16 protein-coding genes and 2 tRNA genes are annotated in these 18950 nt (G+C 64.5%); 12 read left to right on the top strand and 6 right to left on the bottom strand.

Translation table 11 applies throughout. The features are described 5' to 3' along the window. Window positions 1-13: 13 nt before the first annotated feature. Both ilvD and J7I79_RS10210 read right to left on the bottom strand, forming a co-directional pair. The gene (ilvD, locus tag J7I79_RS10205) at window positions 14-1735 is read right to left on the bottom strand and encodes a dihydroxy-acid dehydratase (RefSeq protein WP_214952847.1); all 1722 of its coding nucleotides are present in this window, start codon (window positions 1733-1735) and stop codon (window positions 14-16) included. 141 nt (window positions 1736-1876) lie between these two features. After that, the gene (locus tag J7I79_RS10210; RefSeq protein ID WP_214952849.1) at window positions 1877-2800 is read right to left on the bottom strand and encodes a LysR family transcriptional regulator; all 924 of its coding nucleotides are present in this window, start codon (window positions 2798-2800) and stop codon (window positions 1877-1879) included. A 114-nt stretch (window positions 2801-2914) separates the two neighbouring features. Between J7I79_RS10210 and J7I79_RS10215 the strand changes: the two genes are divergently transcribed. From J7I79_RS10215 to J7I79_RS10225, 3 genes are all read left to right on the top strand, one after another. Then, window positions 2915-4105 carry a hypothetical protein gene (locus tag J7I79_RS10215; RefSeq protein WP_214952851.1) on the top strand — a complete coding sequence of 397 codons (1191 nt, stop codon included), beginning with the start codon at window positions 2915-2917 and terminating at the stop codon, window positions 4103-4105. 30 nt (window positions 4106-4135) lie between these two features. Beyond that, window positions 4136-5272 carry a sorbosone dehydrogenase family protein gene (locus J7I79_RS10220; RefSeq protein ID WP_214952853.1) on the top strand — a complete coding sequence of 379 codons (1137 nt, stop codon included), beginning with the start codon at window positions 4136-4138 and terminating at the stop codon, window positions 5270-5272. A gap of 106 nt (window positions 5273-5378) precedes the next feature. Continuing rightward, window positions 5379-5454: transfer RNA gene (locus J7I79_RS10225), tRNA-Lys, on the top strand. A gap of 163 nt (window positions 5455-5617) precedes the next feature. Here J7I79_RS10225 and J7I79_RS10230 read toward each other — a convergent pair. Further along, window positions 5618-5989 carry a PH domain-containing protein gene (locus J7I79_RS10230; protein ID WP_214952855.1) on the bottom strand — a complete coding sequence of 124 codons (372 nt, stop codon included), beginning with the start codon at window positions 5987-5989 and terminating at the stop codon, window positions 5618-5620. 149 nt (window positions 5990-6138) lie between these two features. Further along, window positions 6139-6495 carry a TM2 domain-containing protein gene (locus J7I79_RS10235; RefSeq protein WP_214952857.1) on the bottom strand — a complete coding sequence of 119 codons (357 nt, stop codon included), beginning with the start codon at window positions 6493-6495 and terminating at the stop codon, window positions 6139-6141. 465 nt (window positions 6496-6960) lie between these two features. On the opposite strand from J7I79_RS10235, the gene J7I79_RS10240 reads away from it, so the two are divergent. Continuing rightward, entirely contained in the window at window positions 6961-7236 is a 276-nt protein-coding gene (locus J7I79_RS10240; RefSeq protein ID WP_214952859.1) for a hypothetical protein, read from the top strand. 68 nt (window positions 7237-7304) lie between these two features. Here J7I79_RS10240 and J7I79_RS10245 read toward each other — a convergent pair whose 3' ends face one another. Beyond that, window positions 7305-7787 carry a MarR family winged helix-turn-helix transcriptional regulator gene (locus J7I79_RS10245; RefSeq protein ID WP_214953116.1) on the bottom strand — a complete coding sequence of 161 codons (483 nt, stop codon included), beginning with the start codon at window positions 7785-7787 and terminating at the stop codon, window positions 7305-7307. A gap of 96 nt (window positions 7788-7883) precedes the next feature. On the opposite strand from J7I79_RS10245, the gene bcp reads away from it, so the two are divergent. The 8 genes from bcp (at window position 7884) to J7I79_RS10285 (ending at window position 18077) form a co-directional block, all read left to right on the top strand. Beyond that, window positions 7884-8354, top strand: coding sequence for a thioredoxin-dependent thiol peroxidase (gene bcp / locus J7I79_RS10250; RefSeq protein WP_214952861.1), 471 nt, complete (start codon window positions 7884-7886; stop codon window positions 8352-8354). A gap of 145 nt (window positions 8355-8499) precedes the next feature. Continuing rightward, window positions 8500-8581 (top strand) — tRNA-Leu (locus J7I79_RS10255). Window positions 8582-8829: 248 nt separating this feature from the next. Next, the gene (locus J7I79_RS10260) at window positions 8830-9504 is read left to right on the top strand and encodes a fasciclin domain-containing protein (RefSeq protein WP_214952863.1); all 675 of its coding nucleotides are present in this window, start codon (window positions 8830-8832) and stop codon (window positions 9502-9504) included. A gap of 225 nt (window positions 9505-9729) precedes the next feature. After that, window positions 9730-11406 (top strand): ABC transporter substrate-binding protein, encoded by a 1677-nt coding sequence (locus J7I79_RS10265; protein WP_214952865.1) that lies wholly within the window; start codon window positions 9730-9732, stop codon window positions 11404-11406. Window positions 11407-11485: 79 nt separating this feature from the next. Further along, window positions 11486-12991: a malate:quinone oxidoreductase gene (locus tag J7I79_RS10270; RefSeq protein ID WP_214952867.1), complete on the top strand. Its 1506-nt coding sequence runs from the start codon at window positions 11486-11488 to the stop codon at window positions 12989-12991. A 69-nt stretch (window positions 12992-13060) separates the two neighbouring features. Then, window positions 13061-16279: an efflux RND transporter permease subunit gene (locus J7I79_RS10275; protein ID WP_214952869.1), complete on the top strand. Its 3219-nt coding sequence runs from the start codon at window positions 13061-13063 to the stop codon at window positions 16277-16279. Between the two features lie 212 nt (window positions 16280-16491). Next, window positions 16492-17616, top strand: a complete 1125-nt coding sequence (locus J7I79_RS10280; RefSeq protein ID WP_214952871.1) for an LLM class flavin-dependent oxidoreductase — start codon at window positions 16492-16494, stop codon at window positions 17614-17616. Beyond that, entirely contained in the window at window positions 17616-18077 is a 462-nt protein-coding gene (locus J7I79_RS10285) for a MarR family winged helix-turn-helix transcriptional regulator (RefSeq protein ID WP_214952873.1), read from the top strand. The genes J7I79_RS10280 and J7I79_RS10285 overlap by 1 nt, the downstream gene beginning before the upstream one ends. Window positions 18078-18095: 18 nt before the next feature. Here J7I79_RS10285 and J7I79_RS10290 read toward each other — a convergent pair whose 3' ends face one another. Further along, window positions 18096-18902, bottom strand: a complete 807-nt coding sequence (locus tag J7I79_RS10290; RefSeq protein ID WP_214952875.1) for a transglutaminase family protein — start codon at window positions 18900-18902, stop codon at window positions 18096-18098. Between the last annotated feature and the right edge of the window lie 48 nt (window positions 18903-18950).

Genomic DNA, 18950 nt, shown 5'->3' on the forward strand with positions numbered 1-18950 from the left:
CGGCTACGGGGTGCTACCCGCAGTATGCGCCGGTGGAGGCGCTGTGCACCAGCTTGGCGTACTTGGCGAGCACGCCCTTCGTGAACTTGGCCGGCAGCGGCTCCCAGCCGATCTTGCGGGACTCGAGCTCGGCGTCGTCCACCAGCAGGTCGAAGCTGCGGGCGGCGATGTCCACGCGGATCCGGTCGCCGTCCTTGACGAAGGCGATGGGGCCGCCGTCGACCGCTTCCGGCGCAACGTGGCCGATGCACAGTCCGGTGGTACCGCCGGAGAAACGGCCGTCGGTCAGCAGCAGCACGTCCTTGCCCAGGCCGGCACCCTTGATGGCACCGGTGATGGCGAGCATTTCGCGCATGCCCGGACCACCCTTGGGGCCCTCGTAGCGGATGACCACAACATCACCCTTGTTGATCTGTCCGTTGTCAAGCGCATCCAGGGCGCCCTGCTCGCGTTCGAACACGCGGGCCGTGCCTTCGAAGACATCGGCGTCGAAGCCGGCGCTCTTGACGACGGCGCCTTCCGGCGCCATGGAACCGTGCAGGATGGTGATGCCACCGGTTTTGTGGATCGGGTTGTCCAAGGCGCGCAGGATCTTGCCGTCCAGGTCCGGCGGGTTGATGGACGCGAGGTTCTCGGCAAGGGTCTTGCCGGTAACGGTGAGGCAGTCTCCGTGCAGCAGCCCGGCGTCGAGCAGTGCCTTCATGATGACCGGCACGCCGCCGATCTTGTCCACGTCGGTCATGACGTAGCGGCCGAAGGGCTTCAGGTCACCCAAGTGCGGGATCTTGTCGCCGATGCGGTTGAAGTCGTCCAGGGTCAGCTCAACCTCGGCCTCGCGGGCGATGGCCAGCAGGTGCAGGACGGCGTTGGTGGAGCCGCCGAATGCCATGGTCACGGCGATGGCGTTCTCGAAGGCCTTCTTGGTCATGATGTCCCGGGCAGTGATGCCGAGGCGGAGCAGGTTGACCACCGCTTCGCCGGACTTTCGGGCGAATTCATCACGACGGCGGTCTGCCGAGGGCGGAGCAGCGGAGCCCGGCAGGGACATGCCCAGGGCCTCGCCGATGCAGGCCATGGTGTTGGCCGTGTACATGCCGCCGCAGGCACCTTCGCCGGGACAGATGGCCTTTTCGATGCGCTCCAGGTCCCCGAGGCTCATCTTGCCTGCGGCGCAGGCGCCCACGGCTTCGAAGGCGTCGATGAGGGTGACTTCCTTTTCCGAGCCGTCCTCGAGCTTGACCCAGCCCGGCATGATGGAGCCCGCGTAGAGGAAGACGCTGGCCAGGTCCAGGCGGGCTGCTGCCATAAGCATGCCCGGGAGGGACTTGTCGCAACCGGCGAGCAGGACGGAGCCGTCGATGCGCTCGGCCTGCATGACGGTTTCCACGGAGTCGGCGATGACCTCGCGGGAAACGAGCGAGAAGTGCATGCCTTCGTGGCCCATGGAAATTCCGTCGGAAACGGAGATCGTCCCGAACTGCATGGGGAAGCCGCCGCCGGCGTGGACGCCTTCCTTGGCGCCCTGGGCCAGCCGGTTCAGGGAGAGGTTGCAGGGAGTGATTTCATTCCAGGAGCTCGCAACGCCGATCTGGGGCTTCGCGAAGTCGTCATCGCCCATGCCGACCGCGCGGAACATACCGCGCGCGGGGGCGGCATGGATCCCGTCGGTGACGACCCGGCTGCGGGGCTTGATGTCGATCTTGTTCTCGGTTGCTGTTTGGGTGTCCTCACTCATGGGTCAAAGTCTATGACTCCGATTGGGACGCCAACGACCCCGGATGGAGGGTTAAGCCGAAAACCGTGAATATTTCGATCAAATAGTGGACTCTCGTCTCAAATAATGAGATCAGGACAGTCGCTGCCGCCTTTGGATGTGTCATGCGTCACTCAGGCCGGCGGTGTTGATCGATGCGGCTTCGGCCTCGAGCATGGACAGGACCTGCTGGATGGTGGTCCGGGCCGCCACATCCGGGCGCGCGAGCGCGACGATGCTGCGGCGGGCAGTTACCCCCAGCAGGGGACGCAGCACAAAGCCGCGCTCCTGGTTTCTCAGGGCCGTGTACCGGGGCAACAGGCTCAACCCGTGGCCGGCGCTGACAAGCGCTTCCAACACCCGCAGGTCGGGAAACAGCTGCGCGCGCAATGCCGGAGCCCCCGCCTGCACCTCGATCTGGCGAAGCACTGTGTCGAACGGAAAGCCCTCCGGCACGCCCATCCACGGAAATCCCACAACATCGCTGGCCGTCAGCGATGGCTTTGTCGCCAGGACGTGGCCGGCCGGCATGGCCACGTCCAGCGGCTCGTTCAGCAGCGGAACAACCACGAGCCCCTGCCGGGCGAAAACATCGGGGCCATCCACGCTATGGGCCAGAACGATGTCGTAATCAGCGGCCAGGGCAGTGAATCCTGCGACGCCCGGGTCCTCGAAGCAGGCCTCGAACCGAAGGCCCTCCACTGCCTTGACGCGATGCAGGAGGCCGGGGAGGAACATCTCAGCCGCGCTCGGAAAGAAGGCCGCCTTGACGTGCGTCTGCCAGCCCTGCCGGTACGTGTCGATGGTGGCTTCAGCGCGAGCCATGGCCGTGGAAACGTCCGCCGCGGCCGCCGCCATGGCTCGACCCGCCTCTGTGAGCCGCACTCCCCTGCCGGACTTTTCAACCAGGACAACACCCAGTTCGTCCTGGAGTGTCTTGAGCTGTTGGGAGACGGCGGAGGGCGTCACCTCCATTGCTTCGGCAGTGGCGCCCACGGTGCCCCGGTCCGAAAGTTCGCGGAGAATCCGGAGCCGTTTCAAATCCATGAGGCGAGGCTACAGGACGGCCTCGATTCCCCCATGTAAGCCTTTACAGCCGTAATCACACCGACGTAACGTCAAGCAACGGCAACCTTGCCTTGTGGACAGAAGGGCTCTGCTATGGACTGGATTATTTGGGTCATCGTCATCGTAGTCATCGTCGGGGTCGTCTGGTGGCTCCTGAACCGCAACAGTTCAGGGAATACCACCGGGACATCGGCGTCCTCCGATTCCGGTGCGTCCGCTCCACAGGCAGAGCGGGCCGCCTCAGGCAGGCCCGCGGGAGCCGCACCGGCTGGCGGAAGCGCGGCAGTGTCGGCAGAGGCAGCCGCGACTGCCGGAATGGCGAGTGCCGCAGGCTTCGGCTCTCCTGCGACACCTGCGGCGCCCACGACTGCGGACGATGCCAGGGACCGGCCGCAGGCGCCCGTTGCCGCCGAGGTGCCGGTTGCCGAATCTTCGACTCCACGTCCTTCATCGCAAGCTACCGCGGCGGCTGAACCGGCTGAACCGGCCGCGTCCCCGCCGGTGGCGTCACCTCCCGCGAGCGCCGCTGCAGTGAGCCCGGATCCGGCGAGCGCCGGCGGCGGAGACGTGGATGACTGGGACGAGGATTCATCAGCGGACGCGCCTGCGGCAGGGACAGCCAGCACGGCGACACAGGATGCTACAGCAGCGACGGACCGCGCCGCTGTGGCCGACAAGGCCGAGTGGGAAGCGCAGTGGTCCGAGGCGGCCAGCACTCCGCATGCCGTCGAACCGCACCCCAAGGAGACAGCAGCGAAAGAACCGGCGGCACGGGAAACTCCGTCCGCCGACGGAGGCAAACAGGCACCCGTCCACCACCCTGAGTACACGGAACCCCACGCTCCCACCCTTCCCGGCGCCGAATCAGCCGCGGCCGAGGACGCCGCGACGGAGGATGCCGCGGCCGCTGAAGGCGGAGCGGAACCGTCAGCCGCCGGCGGGGCCGAACCGGCTGACGGGACCCACACAGGCGTCCTCTCCGAGGGAGATGCTGAAACACTGCAGGCGGCGGCGTCATCAGCGGCCACGGAAGCGGCCGCAAGTCACACGGCTGAGCCCGCCGGACACCTTGCAGCCGACAAGCCTTACGGTGACGGATCCGCAGCTCCGGGCCCGGACGGCAGCGGACCGGAGGGCTACACGGTCAAAGGCAATGCGCAGTCGATGATCTACCACGATGAGACCAGCCCGGACTATGAGGAGACCACCGCAGAGGTCTGGTTCGAGTCGGCCGCGCACGCTGAAGCGGCAGGGTTCCGGGCTCCGCGTCGGAGCCGGCACTAGGCCCGGCCGTCAACGAGGCGGGGGTACACAATGAACCCGGAGGAGGCGGGGTGCACAGCCAGGCGTGCGCTCCGCCTTTTTTGTGCCTCCACCGCGCTATTCTCATCGCTCACTCTGGCCGCGTGCACCGGCGGCGGCAGCGGCATTCCCACAGGCAACGCCGGTTCAGTCACGGGTAGCAACGCGGCCGCCCAGGAACCCCAGGTGCTGCGGACCGTTGAAGGGCTGCAGCTGCCCTGGTCCACGGTGTTCCTGCCGGATGGCACCGCCGTCATCTCGGAACGTGACAGCGGTGAACTCAAATCGGTCAAGGACGGGAAGACCACGGTGGTTGGCAGCGTCCCCGGAGTTGTTCCCGGAGGAGAGGGCGGCCTCCTGGGGTTGGCAGTGTCACCCGAGTACGAATCCGATATGTCGCTGTTCGCCTATTTCACCTCCGGTGCGGACAACAGGATTGCCCGTCTCACGCTGACGGAGGCCGAACCCGGGGACCCGTTGAAGCTTGGACAGCCGGAGATCATCTTCGCCGGCATCCCCAAGGCCTCAACCCACAACGGCGGCCGAATCCGCTTTGGACCGGACGGAAATCTGTACGTGGGAACCGGTGATTCACAACGCCGGGACCAACCGCAGGATCCGAACGCGCTGGGCGGCAAAATCCTCAGGATTACCGCCGAAGGCCGGCCCGCCCCCGGGAACCCGTTTGGCGACAACCCCGTCTACAGCCTTGGCCACCGGAACGTGCAGGGCCTGGACTGGGATGACTCCGGCAGGCTGTGGTCCAGCGAATTCGGTCCAAACGTGGATGACGAACTGAACCTGATCCAGCCGGGCGGCAACTACGGCTGGCCGGAGGTCACAGGGGCGCCGGGCAGGCCAGGCTTCATCGATGCCAAGGTGGTCTGGCCCTCCACCGCGGAATCATCCCCGAGCGGGCTTGAGATTGTGGGCTCCACGGCTTATCTCGGCGCACTCAGGGGCCAGCGGCTGTGGGCCGTCCCCCTCGAAGGCGAAAATGCCGGCAATCCTGTGAGCCATTTCACAACCCGGTACGGGCGCATTCGGGACGTTTCGCTTGCCCCGGACGGCACCTTGTGGATGCTTACCAACAACGAAAACCCTGATTCCGCGCTGATTTTGGCCCTTCCGACCCGGCCGGGGAGCTGAGGCGGGCGCCGATTTCACACGGCGCTAAATCTCGTGTAGAGTTTCATGTCGTTGCGGAGATGAACGCGGGAAACAAAAGCCCACGGGAACAGCCAAAACAACAGCTGCACCTCTAGCTCAACTGGCAGAGCAATTGACTCTTAATCAATGGGTTCCGGGTTCGAGTCCCGGGGGGTGCACCACAGAAACCCCGTCTTCACTGGCCACAAGCCATGAAGACGGGGTTTCGTTTTGCCCGGAAATCACCCGTACGGCGGCGGTGCTGATACCGGATATGTTTGCGGACCGCCCCGGGTCCGGGAACAGCAAAGGGCGGCCGGGGTGACCGACCGCCCTTGGCGATTACTACTTGGTGTTCAGCACGTTCCAGAGGATCAGGTCATGGGCATGCCTGGCCTTGTCGTCGCCGCGGAAGTCCGCTTCCTTGATGCTGCCGCCCGTGTCGATTCCGATGCTTGGGGTCGATGCGAACCGGCCCATCATCGACTTGTTGGACAGCATGGAGACGGAGCGAATGTTCTTGTAGGGAATCGAGACGACGGCGAGCTTGTTGCCGACGAAGCTCTTGTCCTGGAGGATGACGCGCATGTTCGTGATGCCGACAAAGCCGGTGCCAACCCCGATGCAGTCGTAGACCGCGTAGATGGTTTCGCCCTGCAGGAGGCCGGCTCTGATCTGCTCGAGCTGCTCCGGCTTGTCGCTGATGATCTCAGTCAAAGTATTGCCCCGTTCCGGTCAGTCGCGTAGCGGGATGCCCTGGGCATCCGTCCGGAAATACGACGAGCCGGCGATGATCATGATGCCCTCGACGACGCCCCACAGACCGATAAGGCCGAAGGTGAAGATTCCCATGACTAGCGTGAGGATCAGTGGATGACCCCGATCTCGGTGAAGCCAAGGTAGAAACGGTGGATGCCGATGCCGCCGAGGAAGATGCCCAGGAGCCCGGCGACGAGCTTGGACTTCGGCTGCGGGTAGCCGTAGGCCGGGTTCGGCATCGGAGGCTGGGACGAGTACTGCGGCTGCTGTGGCGTCGGCGGGTAGGCCTGGTACTGCTGCTGCTGATAGGGCTGCTGGGGTCCGGCCGGGAAGCCCTGCTGATGGCCGGCATGGGGCTGCTGGACCTGGAGTCCCGGCGTGTACTGTCCGCCGACGTACGGCGGGGCTGCCGGCGGCTCGCTGCCCTCAGGGGCAGCGTTTGCGTCGGGGTGGGGCTGTGTCATGGTGATGCCTTCCGATGAGTGATGATGCAGCCCAGCCTCGATCGGGCGACAGCGGTCAACGACGGCATCCCCCAAGAATCCATGTGCCGTCATCAGTGTGGCGGAACATCTCCGTGATTGCGCTGTTTGGCGCACTATTTGCCCGGAAAGCACCCGTTGGATATTGAAGGGGCGCGCCTGCGAAATGAGCGGGCTACCGACGTTGGAGCACGAACGGGAGTGGATCCGGACCACACCCCGTACTGCGAAAGCAGCCCCAACGGGGAGCTAAACGACGTGCTCACCAAAGAGTGGCCCACAGCATTCTCGCCTCACTGCCCTGACGCTTATTGAGAACGCCGGCCCTGATACTCGGCCGGGGCCCTGAACCAGGGCATTATCTTTGGCAAAAATTCAGCTAAAGCATCGGAATACCTGCGAACTACTGGATAAAGTGACCTCATTACTCGGTGTGGGGGGCAAACCATGGCTGTCTTTCGGTTTACTGTGACGGGAACGATTGAAGCGGACGTCGACGCCCTTGGCGCCGCCATGGCTGCCTCCCTGCCGACCCAGCTCTGTGACTCCGACGCACTAGTCGCGCTGGAAAGCAGCCTGGAGTTCAGCGAAAACCCCGGCTCTGCTTTACAGGCGTTATTGGAGATGGGTGTGATGGGGATCCTGCAGGCCAAGCTGGGCCCCTTGAACAAGGGCTGGGACATTCAGGCCCTGGAGGCGATAGCCGTCCGGCTGCTGGGATAGGAAAGCCCCGCCAGCCAGCGCCGATCGCCGGCCCTGTCGACTATCCGGCCCTGTCGACTACGGGGCTTTCAGTTGGCGCTGTTGGCATCCACGGTGAGCCCGGATTCGGCGTTGGCCACGATGGCTTTGGTCTCCGGCGAGGAAAAGCGGCTGGCCAGGACGGACACTACGGCCTGGAGCTCTTGCCGCAGCACGTCAGGGTCGATCGAAGCAGCAGCCAATACGGTTCGTTCCATGTCCGCTGCCGCAGCCACGGCCTCAACACCCCGGTCGGTGAGGGACACCACATGGCTTCGGCGGTCAGACGTGCTGCGCTCCCGGCGGATGTGTCCATGCGACTCAAGCCGGCTAAGGGTTTTCCCCATCGTCTGGGCCTGGACGCGGACCAACTGGGCAAGCTGTGCCTGGGTCATGGGTCCGTTGAGGGCGAGAACCTCCATGGCGATGACCCCGGCATGGGTAAGCCCGATGGCTCCCAGCTTCTCATTCCAGGAATGTTCGACGAGGCGTGCCGCCGTGGACAAGAGGCGCCCTGTGGGCCAGCGATCCATATCAGGCATACCACTTAGTATAGCCAGCGTGGGATTCGTCGCCCGCTCCCCCACTCACTAAGCTTGGATGTCCACAACATTCCAGAGGAGAACATCTTGGTTGAACGACTCATTCCCGGCACTCCGGCACCGGACTTTACGCTCAAGGATTCTGCAGGGAACGATGTCAGCCTGAAGAGCTACCGTGGCCGGAACACCATTGTGTACTTCTACCCGGCAGCGTCCACGCCCGGCTGCACCAAGGAAGCGTGCGACTTCCGCGACACACTCGCCTCCCTGCAACGGGAAGGCTATGACGTCCTGGGCGTGTCTCCCGACCCGGTTGAGAAGCTCGCCAAGTTCGCCGGGGCGGAGGGGCTAACCTTCCCGATCCTGTCCGATGAGGACCACTCCGTGGCTGAGGCCTACGCCGCCTGGGGGGAAAAGAAGAACTACGGACGGACCTACGAGGGCCTCATCCGGTCCACGATTGTGGTGGATCCGGACGGCAAGGTGGCGGTGGCACAGTACAACGTGCGGGCCACCGGCCACGTAGCCAAGCTCCGCCGGGACCTCGGCCTGGCCTAAGTTTCCTTCCCTTGCGGGTAGGAACCGCCTCTTCCGCCACCGAGCGAAAGGCCCGGCCGGCAGGTACACTGGAGCCTGGCATCCGCCGTCGAACGTCCTTTCGCTTTCGCAGGAACAGCGTCAGGATCACGCACGTCGGCGCCGCGCGCGAGTGGTGAAATTGGCAGACACGCAGGATTTAGGTTCCTGTGCCTTCGGGCGTGGGGGTTCAAGTCCCCCCTTGCGCACAGCAGTAGGAACCCCGGAATCCCGGACCTCACGGTCCGGGATTCCGTCGTTTAACGCCAATGCCCAGTGCCCGAAAAGTCCGCAGGAAAAGAATTCTCCAAGTCCACCCATCCGGTGCCGCCGAACTGCCGAATACCCATTGAGACACCAACCAAGGGTCGGTGCCCACAGTCGGAATTGAGCCAGTGCAGTGATCGAAAGAGTCGTTCGCCGCACGCAATGATCGGCACTAACAAGGAGAATCGAAATGCAGTCATTCAAGCGCACTACCTTCACCGTTGCAGGCGTTGCAGCTGCCGCTCTGCTCAGCCTGACCGCCTGCGGAGGCTCCGCCACGACGGCAAACAGCTCGTCGGCACCGGCTTCCACGCCCTCCGCTTCGAGCATGGCACCGTCCCCGTCGGCCAGCTCCTCGGCCGCCATGGGCCCGGCCGCCAACCTGGTGGGTCCCGGCTGTGCAGGCTACGCAGAGCAGGTTCCGGACGGCGCAGGCTCGGTGGCCGGCATGGCCCTCGATCCGGTCGCCGTTGCAGCATCCAACAACCCGCTGCTGAAGACCCTGACGGCAGCAGTGTCCGGCAAGCTCAACCCGAAGGTTGACCTGGTGGATACGCTCAACGGCAGCGAATTCACGGTCTTCGCACCGGTGGATGACGCGTTCGCCAAGATCGACGCCGCCACCATCGAAACCCTCAAGACCGACGACGCCCTGCTGAGCAAGATCCTGACTTACCACGTGGTTCCCGGCCAGATCACCCCCGACAAGATTGTGGGCACCCACAAGACTGTCCAGGGCGGTTCCGTCACCGTGACCGGCACCAAGGATGCGCTGAAGGTCGATGACGCCAGCGTCATCTGCGGCGGCGTCAAGACCGCCAACGCCACGGTCTACCTGGTGGACTCCGTCCTGATGCCGAAGTAGGCAACCCGCAAACGCTCCTGATCCGGCTCCAGCCTGACTCCCTGGGCCGACCCTGGAGAAACCGAAGGTCCGCACCGATGGTGCGGACCTTCGTTTTTGCCCCTGCCGCCGCGCCCCCGGACCCGGCCAGCGTCCAGGATCGGTCAATTAGACTGGGGAGCGGTCCCGGCCCGCGGACCTCCCAGCCGTCCAGAGGCCTTCCGGCCGTCCAGAGGTGATAATAGAGTGCCCAGCAGTAAATCGCGCCGCATTGCAGTCAGTATCGGTGCAGGTGTCCTGTCGCTGCTGCTTGCCTCGTGCACGGGAGTGCCCGCCCCCGCGCCGGCGTCGTCCTCTGCGGTTCCGACCAGCTCGGCCCCCTCCGCCCCGACGGCGACGTTCACGTTCGGCACCGGGGCCCAGCCGCTGGGACTCGATCCCGCGCTGGCATCGGACACGGAGTCCTACCGGATCACCCGCCAGGTCCTCGAAGGCCTGGTCGGGGTGGACCAGACTACCGGCCTGCCCACTCCCCTGCTCGCGACCGAGTGGGCAGAATCCAACGAGGGCAGCTCATACACGTTCAAGCTCCGTGAGGGCGTCACCTTCCAGGACGGGTCACCGTTCGATGCCGCGTCGGTCTGCACCAACTTCAACCGCTGGTTCAATTTCCCGGAAAGCCTGCGGAAGCAAGCCCCCGGCACGTCATTCAAAGGTGTCTTCAAGGCCCACGCCGACCAGGCCTCGCTGTCCATCTACAAGGGCTGCACCGCGCTCTCCGCCGGGAACGTCCGGATCGACCTCACGCAGCCCTTCACCGGTTTCCTCCAGGCGCTGACGCTGCCGGCCTTCGCCATGTCGTCCCCGAAGGCCATGGCGGAGCAGAAGGCCGACACCCTCAGCCAGACCCGCGACGGCCAGCCGGTCTCAAACTATGCACTGCATCCCGTGGGCACGGGTCCCTACAGCTTCGCAGCGTGGGAAGACTCGAGCGTCAAGCTGGTCAGCAACAAGGAATATTGGGGCGACAAGGGCCAGATCGGCACCATCAACTTCATCACTTACGACCAGCCCCAGTCGAGGCTGCAGGCCCTCCTCGACGGGAAGATCGACGCCTACGACACCGTCACTGTGGGGAACTTCGATCAGCTGGTCAAGCGCGGAAAACAGATCATCCAGCGCGACCCCTTCTCCGTGATGTATCTCGGCATGAACCAGGAAGTGCCCATCCTGCAGAACCTCAAAGTGCGGCAGGCCATCGAAATGGCGGTGGACAAGGAAACACTGATCCGCAGGTTCTTCATCGACAACACAACGCAGGCAACCCAGTTCGTCCCACCCAAACTCAGCGGGTTCAACAACAACGCCCCTTCCCTTGGCTACGATCCGGCCAAGGCGAAGGCGTTGTTGGAGGAAGCCGGGTACAAGGGCGAGGAACTCAAGTTCTACTACCCCCTTAATGTGACAAGGCCGTACCTCCCCACACCCGAAAAGGTCTACGCCGAGCTCAGCAGGCAACTCACCGCAGTGGGCCTGAACGTGAAGCCTGTTCCGGTGGAATGGTCGGACGGGTACCTGCAAAAGGTGCAGTCACCGGGCGACCATGCCCTGCACCTGCTTGGCTGGAACGGTTCGTACGCCGACCCGGACAACTTCGTCGGCCCCCTGTTCGGCGAGAAGACCGGCGAATTCGGCTACCAGGATCCGCAGGTCTTTTCCAAGATCGCCCGGGCCAGGGGCCTGCCGGAGGGCGAGGAGCGGACGGAGCAGTACCGCACCATCAACGCCCAGATTGCCCAGTCTGTCCCGGCCGTCCCCATCGCCTTCCCCATATCGGCCCTGGCGCTTTCCGACCGGGTGCTGAAGTACCCCGCGTCCCCGGTATTAAACGAAGTTTTCACAAAGGTCGAGCTGAAACCTTGACGGACTGAACCAATTTCAGTTAGTGGGGTGCTCGGGGATATTCTGTGACAGCCAGAGCCGCTGCTATCGGAGACTCATTGTGACTTTCATTTCCAAGACCCAACATGCCGACGTCGTCCTGATTGGCGGCGGCATTATGAGCGCCACGCTGGGTGCGTTCATCAAGCAGCTCGAACCGAACTGGACCGTCTCGCTGTTCGAACGGCTCGACGAAGCCGGCCTGGAAAGCTCAGACCCGTGGAACAACGCAGGAACCGGCCACGCCGCCCTGTGTGAGCTTAATTACTCTCCCGCAGCCAAAGACGGCTCGGTTGACCCCTCCAAGGCGCTGCACATCAACGAGCAGTTCCAGCTGTCCCGCCAGTTCTGGTCCCACCTGGTCAGCAACTCCCTCATCGGGTCCCCCAAGGGCTTCATCAACACGGTCCCGCACATGAGCTTCGTGATCGGGGACGCCAACGCGGACTTCCTGAAGACCCGGTATGAGGCACTGAAGCCGAACACCCTCTTCCGTTCCATGGAGTACTCCGAGGACCACGCCCAGATTTCCAAGTGGGCGCCCCTGATCGTCAAGGGCCGCGACGCCAAGCAGCGGATCGCCGCTACCCGCGCAGCCGAGGGCACCGACGTCGACTTCGGCGCGCTGACCCGCGAGCTGACCACTTACCTGGGCAACAACGGCGTTGAGATCAACTACGGCCACGACGTCAACGGCATCCGCCGCGCCCCGGGCGGAGGATGGGACCTCACGCTCAAGCACAAGAAGTCCGGCGAGCACGGCAACATCCGCGCGAAGTTCGTATTCGTCGGCGCCGGCGGCGGCGCCCTCCACCTGCTGCAGGCTTCCGGAATTCCGGAGAGCAAGGGCTACGGCGGCTTCCCGGTGTCCGGCCAGTTCTTCCGCTGCACCGATGAGGCACTCTCCGGCCAGCACAGCGCCAAGGTCTACGGCCAGGCATCCGTCGGAGCCCCGCCCATGTCCGTCCCGCACCTCGACACCCGCTACGTCAACGGCAAGCGTTCCCTGCTGTTCGGACCGTACGCAGGGTTCTCCACCAACTTCCTGAAAAACGGATCGTACCTGGACCTGCCGCTGTCCATCCGCCCCAGCAACATCATCCCGATGCTGGCTGTGGCCAAGGACAATATGGACCTGACTGCCTACCTGGTCAAGGAAGTCGCCAAGCGCCACGGCGACAAGGTGGAGGCCCTTCGCGAGTACTACCCGGAAGCAAAAGACGGCGACTGGGAACTCATCACCGCCGGCCAGCGTGTTCAGATCATCAAGAAGGATCCGAAGAAGGGTGGTGTCCTGCAGTTCGGCACTGAAGTGATCGCGGCCCGCGACGGTTCCATCGGCGCGTTGCTTGGGGCATCCCCGGGAGCGTCAACCGCTGTTCCCATCATGATCGAACTGCTCCAGAAGTCCTTCCCGAAGAACTTCCGGAGCTGGCAGTCGAAGCTCAAGGAGATGATGCCGGGCTACGGCGTCAAGCTCAACGACAACCGGGAACTGGCCGCAAAGCTGGAGGCAGAAACTGCCAAGACCCTCCAGCTGGAGGCCGTGGACGCACCTTCCAGCTGACGCCCTGTTCGGGTTACGGCAGGTTTCACCCCCAACCACAAGTCCGATAACCCACCAGGAGACGATGAGATGTACCGGCTGGCAAAACTTTCGCTGGCAAACAGGGCCCTGATCGCGCTTATCACCGTCTTCGCGTCGGTGTTCGGCGTGATCACCATGTCCTCGCTGAAGCAGGAACTCATCCCTTCCATCGAGTTTCCGCAGATCACGGTCATCTCGTCCATGCCCGGGGCGTCTCCGGAAGTCGTGGACAAACAGGTGAGCGGGCCCCTCGAAACCGCACTGAACGGTGTCGAGGGGCTGGAATCGACGTCGTCCACCTCCCGCACGGGCGTCTCGCAAATCACCATGGTGTTCACGTACGGGACAAACCTGGACCGGGCGCGGAACCAGATCGACCGTGCCATCTCCAACGCCAAGCGCGCGCTGCCGGATGATGTCCAGCCGCAGGCCATCGCCGGCAGCATCAGCGATTTCCCGATCGTGTTCCTGGCGGTCTCGTCCGACAAGCCGCTCAGTGAGCTGAACGCCGACCTGAAGCGCCTCAGCGTCCCCCACCTTCAGAAGCTCCACGGCGTCAGGGGCGCCGACGTCACCGGCGGCGCCACCCAGCACATCCAGATCCTTCCCCGCCCTGAGGCCATGGCCGCCAAGGGTGCCACCATCCAGTCCATCAGCAATGCGTTGAAGAACAACGGGGCCCTGATTCCGGCGGGCACCATCGAGGAACAGGGCAAGACGCTTTCGTTGCAGATCGGCAGCCCGGTGGACTCCCTGGACGCCGTCAAGGCCCTGCCGCTCGGCGGTGCCAAAGACGCCGCCACCATCGGCAGCGTGGCCGATGTCAGCATCAAGGACGACGTCCGGACGTCGATTACGCGGACCAACGGCAAGGAAACGCTTGCCTTGTCCGTGACGAAAAAGCCCGAAGGCGACACTGTGGCCATCTCGCACGCGGTGAAGGATTCCATCGGCCAGCTCGAAGCGGAGCTTGGATCCAACGCCAAGTTCACCCCGGTGTTCGACCAGGCCCCGTTCATCGAGAAGTCCATCAAGGACCTGACCACCGAAGGCCTGCTGGGCCTCGGATTTGCTGTGGCAGTGATCCTGGTGTTCCTGATGTCCGTGCGGTCCACGCTGGTCACGGCCGTCTCCATCCCGCTGTCCCTGCTCATCACGTTCATCGGACTGTCCGCGACCGGATACTCCCTGAACATCCTGACCCTCGGAGCGCTCACCATAGCGATCGGACGCGTGGTGGACGACTCGATTGTGGTGATCGAGAACATCAAGCGCCACCTCAGCTACGGCGAAGCAAAACTGGAGGCCATCCTCACCTCCATCCGTGAAGTGGCCGGCGCCATCACGGCATCCACACTGACTACCGTGGCTGTCTTCCTTCCCATCGCCTTCGTCGGGGAGCTGGCCGGCGAGCTGTTCCGGCCCTTCGCCCTGACGGTGACCATCGCGCTGCTTTCGTCGCTGCTGGTGTCGCTCACCATAGTTCCCGTTCTGGCATACTGGTTCCTCAAGACACCCGCCGGCAGTGCCGGCGCCGCACTGTCCGCCGCGGCCGCCCGGGAAGCCGCCGCCAAGGCGCATGAGGCAGAGCAGCGCAGCCGGCTGCAGCGCGGCTACCTGCCGATCCTCAACAAGACGCAGAAGCATCCTGTGGTGACCCTCATCGCGGCGGTCCTTGTCCTCGGCGGAACGGCTGCCATGACGCCGCTGCTCGCCACGGACCTGCTGGGCCGGTCCGGTGAGAACAGCATGACGGTCCGCCAGGTCCTGCCGGCGGGAACCAGCCTGACGGACACAAGCGCGGCCGCCGTGAAGGTCGAAGAGGTACTGCGGAGCATCGACGGCATCAAGGACGTCCAGGTCACCTCGGGCAACGCACAGACCGGCTTCACTGCGCTGACCTCCAGCGGTGCCTCGAACTCCTCGTTCACCGTTGTCACCGAGGAGAAAGCCAACCAGGCCCGTCTCCAGGAGACCGTCCGCACCGAACTGGCCGGGATCAGCGACGCGGGCAAGATCTCCGTCGGCTCCCAGCAGGGCGGGTTCGGCACCACATCCACCGTGGACATCACGCTCAAGGCCGCCAACTCGGCGGACCTCCGCGCTGCGAGCGATACCATGGTCAAGGCGATGGAGGGCGTTCCCGGCAGCACGGAGGTTGCCACCAACCTGGCAGCCAGCCAACCCGTGGTGCAGGTCAAGGTGGACCGTGCCAAGGCAGTCGCCGCCGGCCTGAACGAGGAACAGGTGGCGGGCGTCCTGGCTTCCACCATCAGCCCGATTCCGGCCGGTACCGTGCGGATCGACACCAATGACTTCCCGGTGCAGATCGGGGAGGGCACCCGCTTCACGAGCGTCAGCGCCGTGCGGAACATTCCGCTGCCCACGTCCGGCGGAGCCGTGACGCTGGGAAGCATTGCCTCCGTGGAACAAGTGGACATCCCGGTTTCCATCACCGCCAGCAACGGCCAGCGCACCGCCCGCGTCTCAGTCACACCGTCGGGCGCCAACCTCGGCGAGGTCAGCGCAGAGGTGCAGAACCGGCTCAAAGGGGTCGGGCTTCCCGCGGGCGTCACGGCAGAGATCGGCGGGGCCACCACCCAGCAGACGGAATCATTCCAGCAGCTGGGCCTGGCCCTGCTTGCCGCCATCGCCATTGTGTACGTGATCATGGTGGCCGCCTTCAAGTCGCTCATCCAGCCGTTGATCCTCCTGGTGTCCGTCCCGTTTGCGGCGACCGGGGCAATCGCGCTGCTCCTGGTAACCAGGGTGCCGCTCGGCCTGCCGTCACTGATCGGCATGCTGATGCTGGTGGGCATTGTGGTGACCAACGCAATCGTCCTGATCGACCTCATCAACCAGTACCGCCAGCCGCGGAACGGCCAGCCGGGGATGAACGTGGCCGACGCCATCACGCACGGCGCACGGCAGCGCCTCCGTCCCATCCTGATGACCGCCCTGGCCACCGTCTTCGCACTGACGCCCATGGCGCTGGGACTGACCGGCGGCGGCGGCTTTATCTCCCAGCCGCTGGCCATCGTGGTGATCGGCGGCCTGATCTCCTCAACCGCTCTCACGCTGGTCCTGGTACCGGTGCTTTACCGGCTGGTGGAGGGGCGCCGGGAGAGGAAGGCCCTGCTCCGCGCGATGCACGAACGCCCTGATTTCGGGCCGGCGGTTGACGTCGATGCAGAGTTCGTCGACTGGACAGCGGGGACGGTTCCCAAGGTCTCCGGCCGCCGGGCTGCGGCCGGAGAGCCCGAATAGCATCAGCGGCTCAATCATGACAACGCCTGAAAAATAGCAGTGCCCGATGAAAAGCAGTGCCCGTGCCGCCCCGGTGGTACGGGCACTGCTGCTTAACCGTGCGGGAATATCCTGGCGTGCCGGACGTTACACTCACCGATAGATGCAAATGCATGTAAATCGGCTACACTGGAACAAGACCCGGAACAGTTCGGAAATCGGAAAGGCACATCATGCAGATCGGCGTATTCAGTGTCAGTGACATCACCACTGATCCCACCACGGGGCGCACGCCCACAGAACACGAGCGCATCAAGGCGTCCGTGGCCATCGCCAAAAAAGTCGAAGAGATCGGTATGGACGTCTACGCCATCGGCGAGCACCACAACCGGCCTTTCTTCTCCTCATCCCCCACCACCACGCTGGCGTACATCGCGGCGCAGACAGAACGCATCATCCTGTCCACTGCCACCACGCTGATCACCACCAACGACCCCGTGAAGATCGCCGAAGACTTTGCGATGCTGCAGCACCTGGCCGACGGCCGCGTGGACCTCGTGATGGGGCGCGGCAACACGGCCCCCGTCTACCCCTGGTTCGGCAAGAACATCCAGGACGGCATCGAGCTGGCCATCGAGAACTACAGCCTGTTGCGCAAACTCTGGGATGAAGACACGGTGAACTGGTCCGGCAAGCACCGCACGCCACTGCAGAACTTCACCTCCACTCCGCGCCCGCTCGACGGCGTGGCCCCCTTCGTGTGGCACGGCTCCATCCGCACTCCGCAGATTGCGGAAGTGGCCGCGTACTACGGCGACGGATTCTTCGCCAACAACATCTTCTGGCCCAAGGAGCACTACCAGCAGCTGATCAGCCTCTACCGCGAACGCTACGAGCACTACGGCCACGGCAAGGCCGACCAGGCCATCGTAGGACTGGGCGGACAGTTCTTCATGCGCAAGAACTCCCAGGACGCCGTGAAGGAGTTCCGCCCCTACTTCGACAATGCGCCCGTCTACGGCCACGGCCCCTCACTGGAGGATTTCACGTCGCAGACACCCCTGACCGTCGGCAGCCCGCAGGAGGTCATCGAAAAGACCCTCACGTTCCGTGAGTACTTCGGCGACTACCAGCGCCAGCTCTTCCTGATTGACCACGCGGGCCTGCCGCTGAAGACCGTGCTGGAACAACTGGACCTGTTCGGCGAGGAAGTCCTGCCGGTGCTGCGCAAGGAGTACGCGGCCCTCACGCCCGCCCATGTACCGGAACCGCCCACGCATGCAGGGCGGGTGGCAGCGCGGATGGCTGCCCAGGTGCAGGAGGACACCCTGAGCAAGCCGACGGCGCAGGACGCCTGATGGGCGCCCAGCCAGGCGGGTCGCCTGTACGGCTCGCCGCCGAAACCTGGGAATCGCTGTTCCGCGCCCAGGTGGCGGTGATGCGCAGGCTCCAGTCCGGCCCTGCTTTCAAGGAACTGGCGGTCAATGAATACGACGTCCTGTTCACGCTCTCCCGCTGCCCCTCCGGCTGGCTGCGCCTGAACGAACTGAACGACAACGTGCTGCTCAGCCAGTCCAGCCTCAGCAGGCTTGTGGAGAGGCTGGAAAAGCGCGGACTGTTGGAGCGGATGCCGGCCCCCCAGGACGGCCGGGGTGTCCTGCTGAAGCTGACGGACGCCGGCCGGGACCTGCAAAAACAGATCGGGCGGGAGCACGTGCGCGATATCTCCGCCCTGATTACTCCGGCGCTGACCGCCAGCGAACAGCGCGAGCTGCTGCGGCTCACCGAAAAACTGCGCGGCGCCGTGACAGGGCGATAAGAGGTACCGGGCAGTGCCTCAGGTGATGGCGACAAGCTTCGTGGGATCCTCCACGGGCAGGTCGCCGTCCACCACGGCCGTAACGCGAAGCTCCCTCAGGGACAGGCTTCCGCCCACGGTGGACAGGAAGGCCGTGTCCGAGGAGTCCCTGCCGGCGGTGATCCTCAGCATGCTCTCCCGCGGGGCGAGGCCGGTGGGGTCGATGACGTACCAGGCACCGTTGATGTAGGCCTCGGCAACCGCGTGGAAATCCATCGGACTAAGCCCGGGTGCATAGACGGCCACGAGCCTTGCCGGGACGTCCTTGGACCGCAGCAGGGCGATGGCCAGGTGCGCAAAGTCCCGGCACACGCCGCGGCGGTGCAGGAGCGTCTCCACCGCACCGTCGGTCCCGCGGGATGAGCCGCTGACATAGCGGAGCTCGCTGAAGACCCAGTTGCGCACAGCATGGAGAAGCTCTTCGCCCTGGGCCCCGCCGAATTCCGCATAGGCCGTGGGGAGCAGCCGGTCGGACTCCGCGTACCGGCTGGGCCGGACGTAGCGGATGAGCTCCATGCGGTTCGGCTCTTCCGGAACGGCCAGCCCGGAGACGGCGGCCGTGTAGTCCACCGTCACCTCCGTGGGTTCCGCGAACTCCATGTAGTGGAAGCGCCCACCATGATGGTCGGACAGTTCCGTGACGGGAACCTGGTCCGCCCCTGACGTCACCGAAAGCGTTTCAATGAGGGACGAATACCCCGGGTTCCTGGCGACGGAAACCGCCAGTGCGACTTTGGTTTCAGCTACGGTCTTGAAGACGAGCCGGGCGGCTACGCTGCGTTCCATGTATCTCCGGGGTGTGAGGTAGCGGCAGAACAGTCCCCAGTGCCGGCC

Origin of the sequence: Arthrobacter sp. ISL-69, from assembly GCF_018613775.1 — a bacterium.
Classification (GTDB): Bacteria; Actinomycetota; Actinomycetes; order Actinomycetales; family Micrococcaceae; genus Arthrobacter.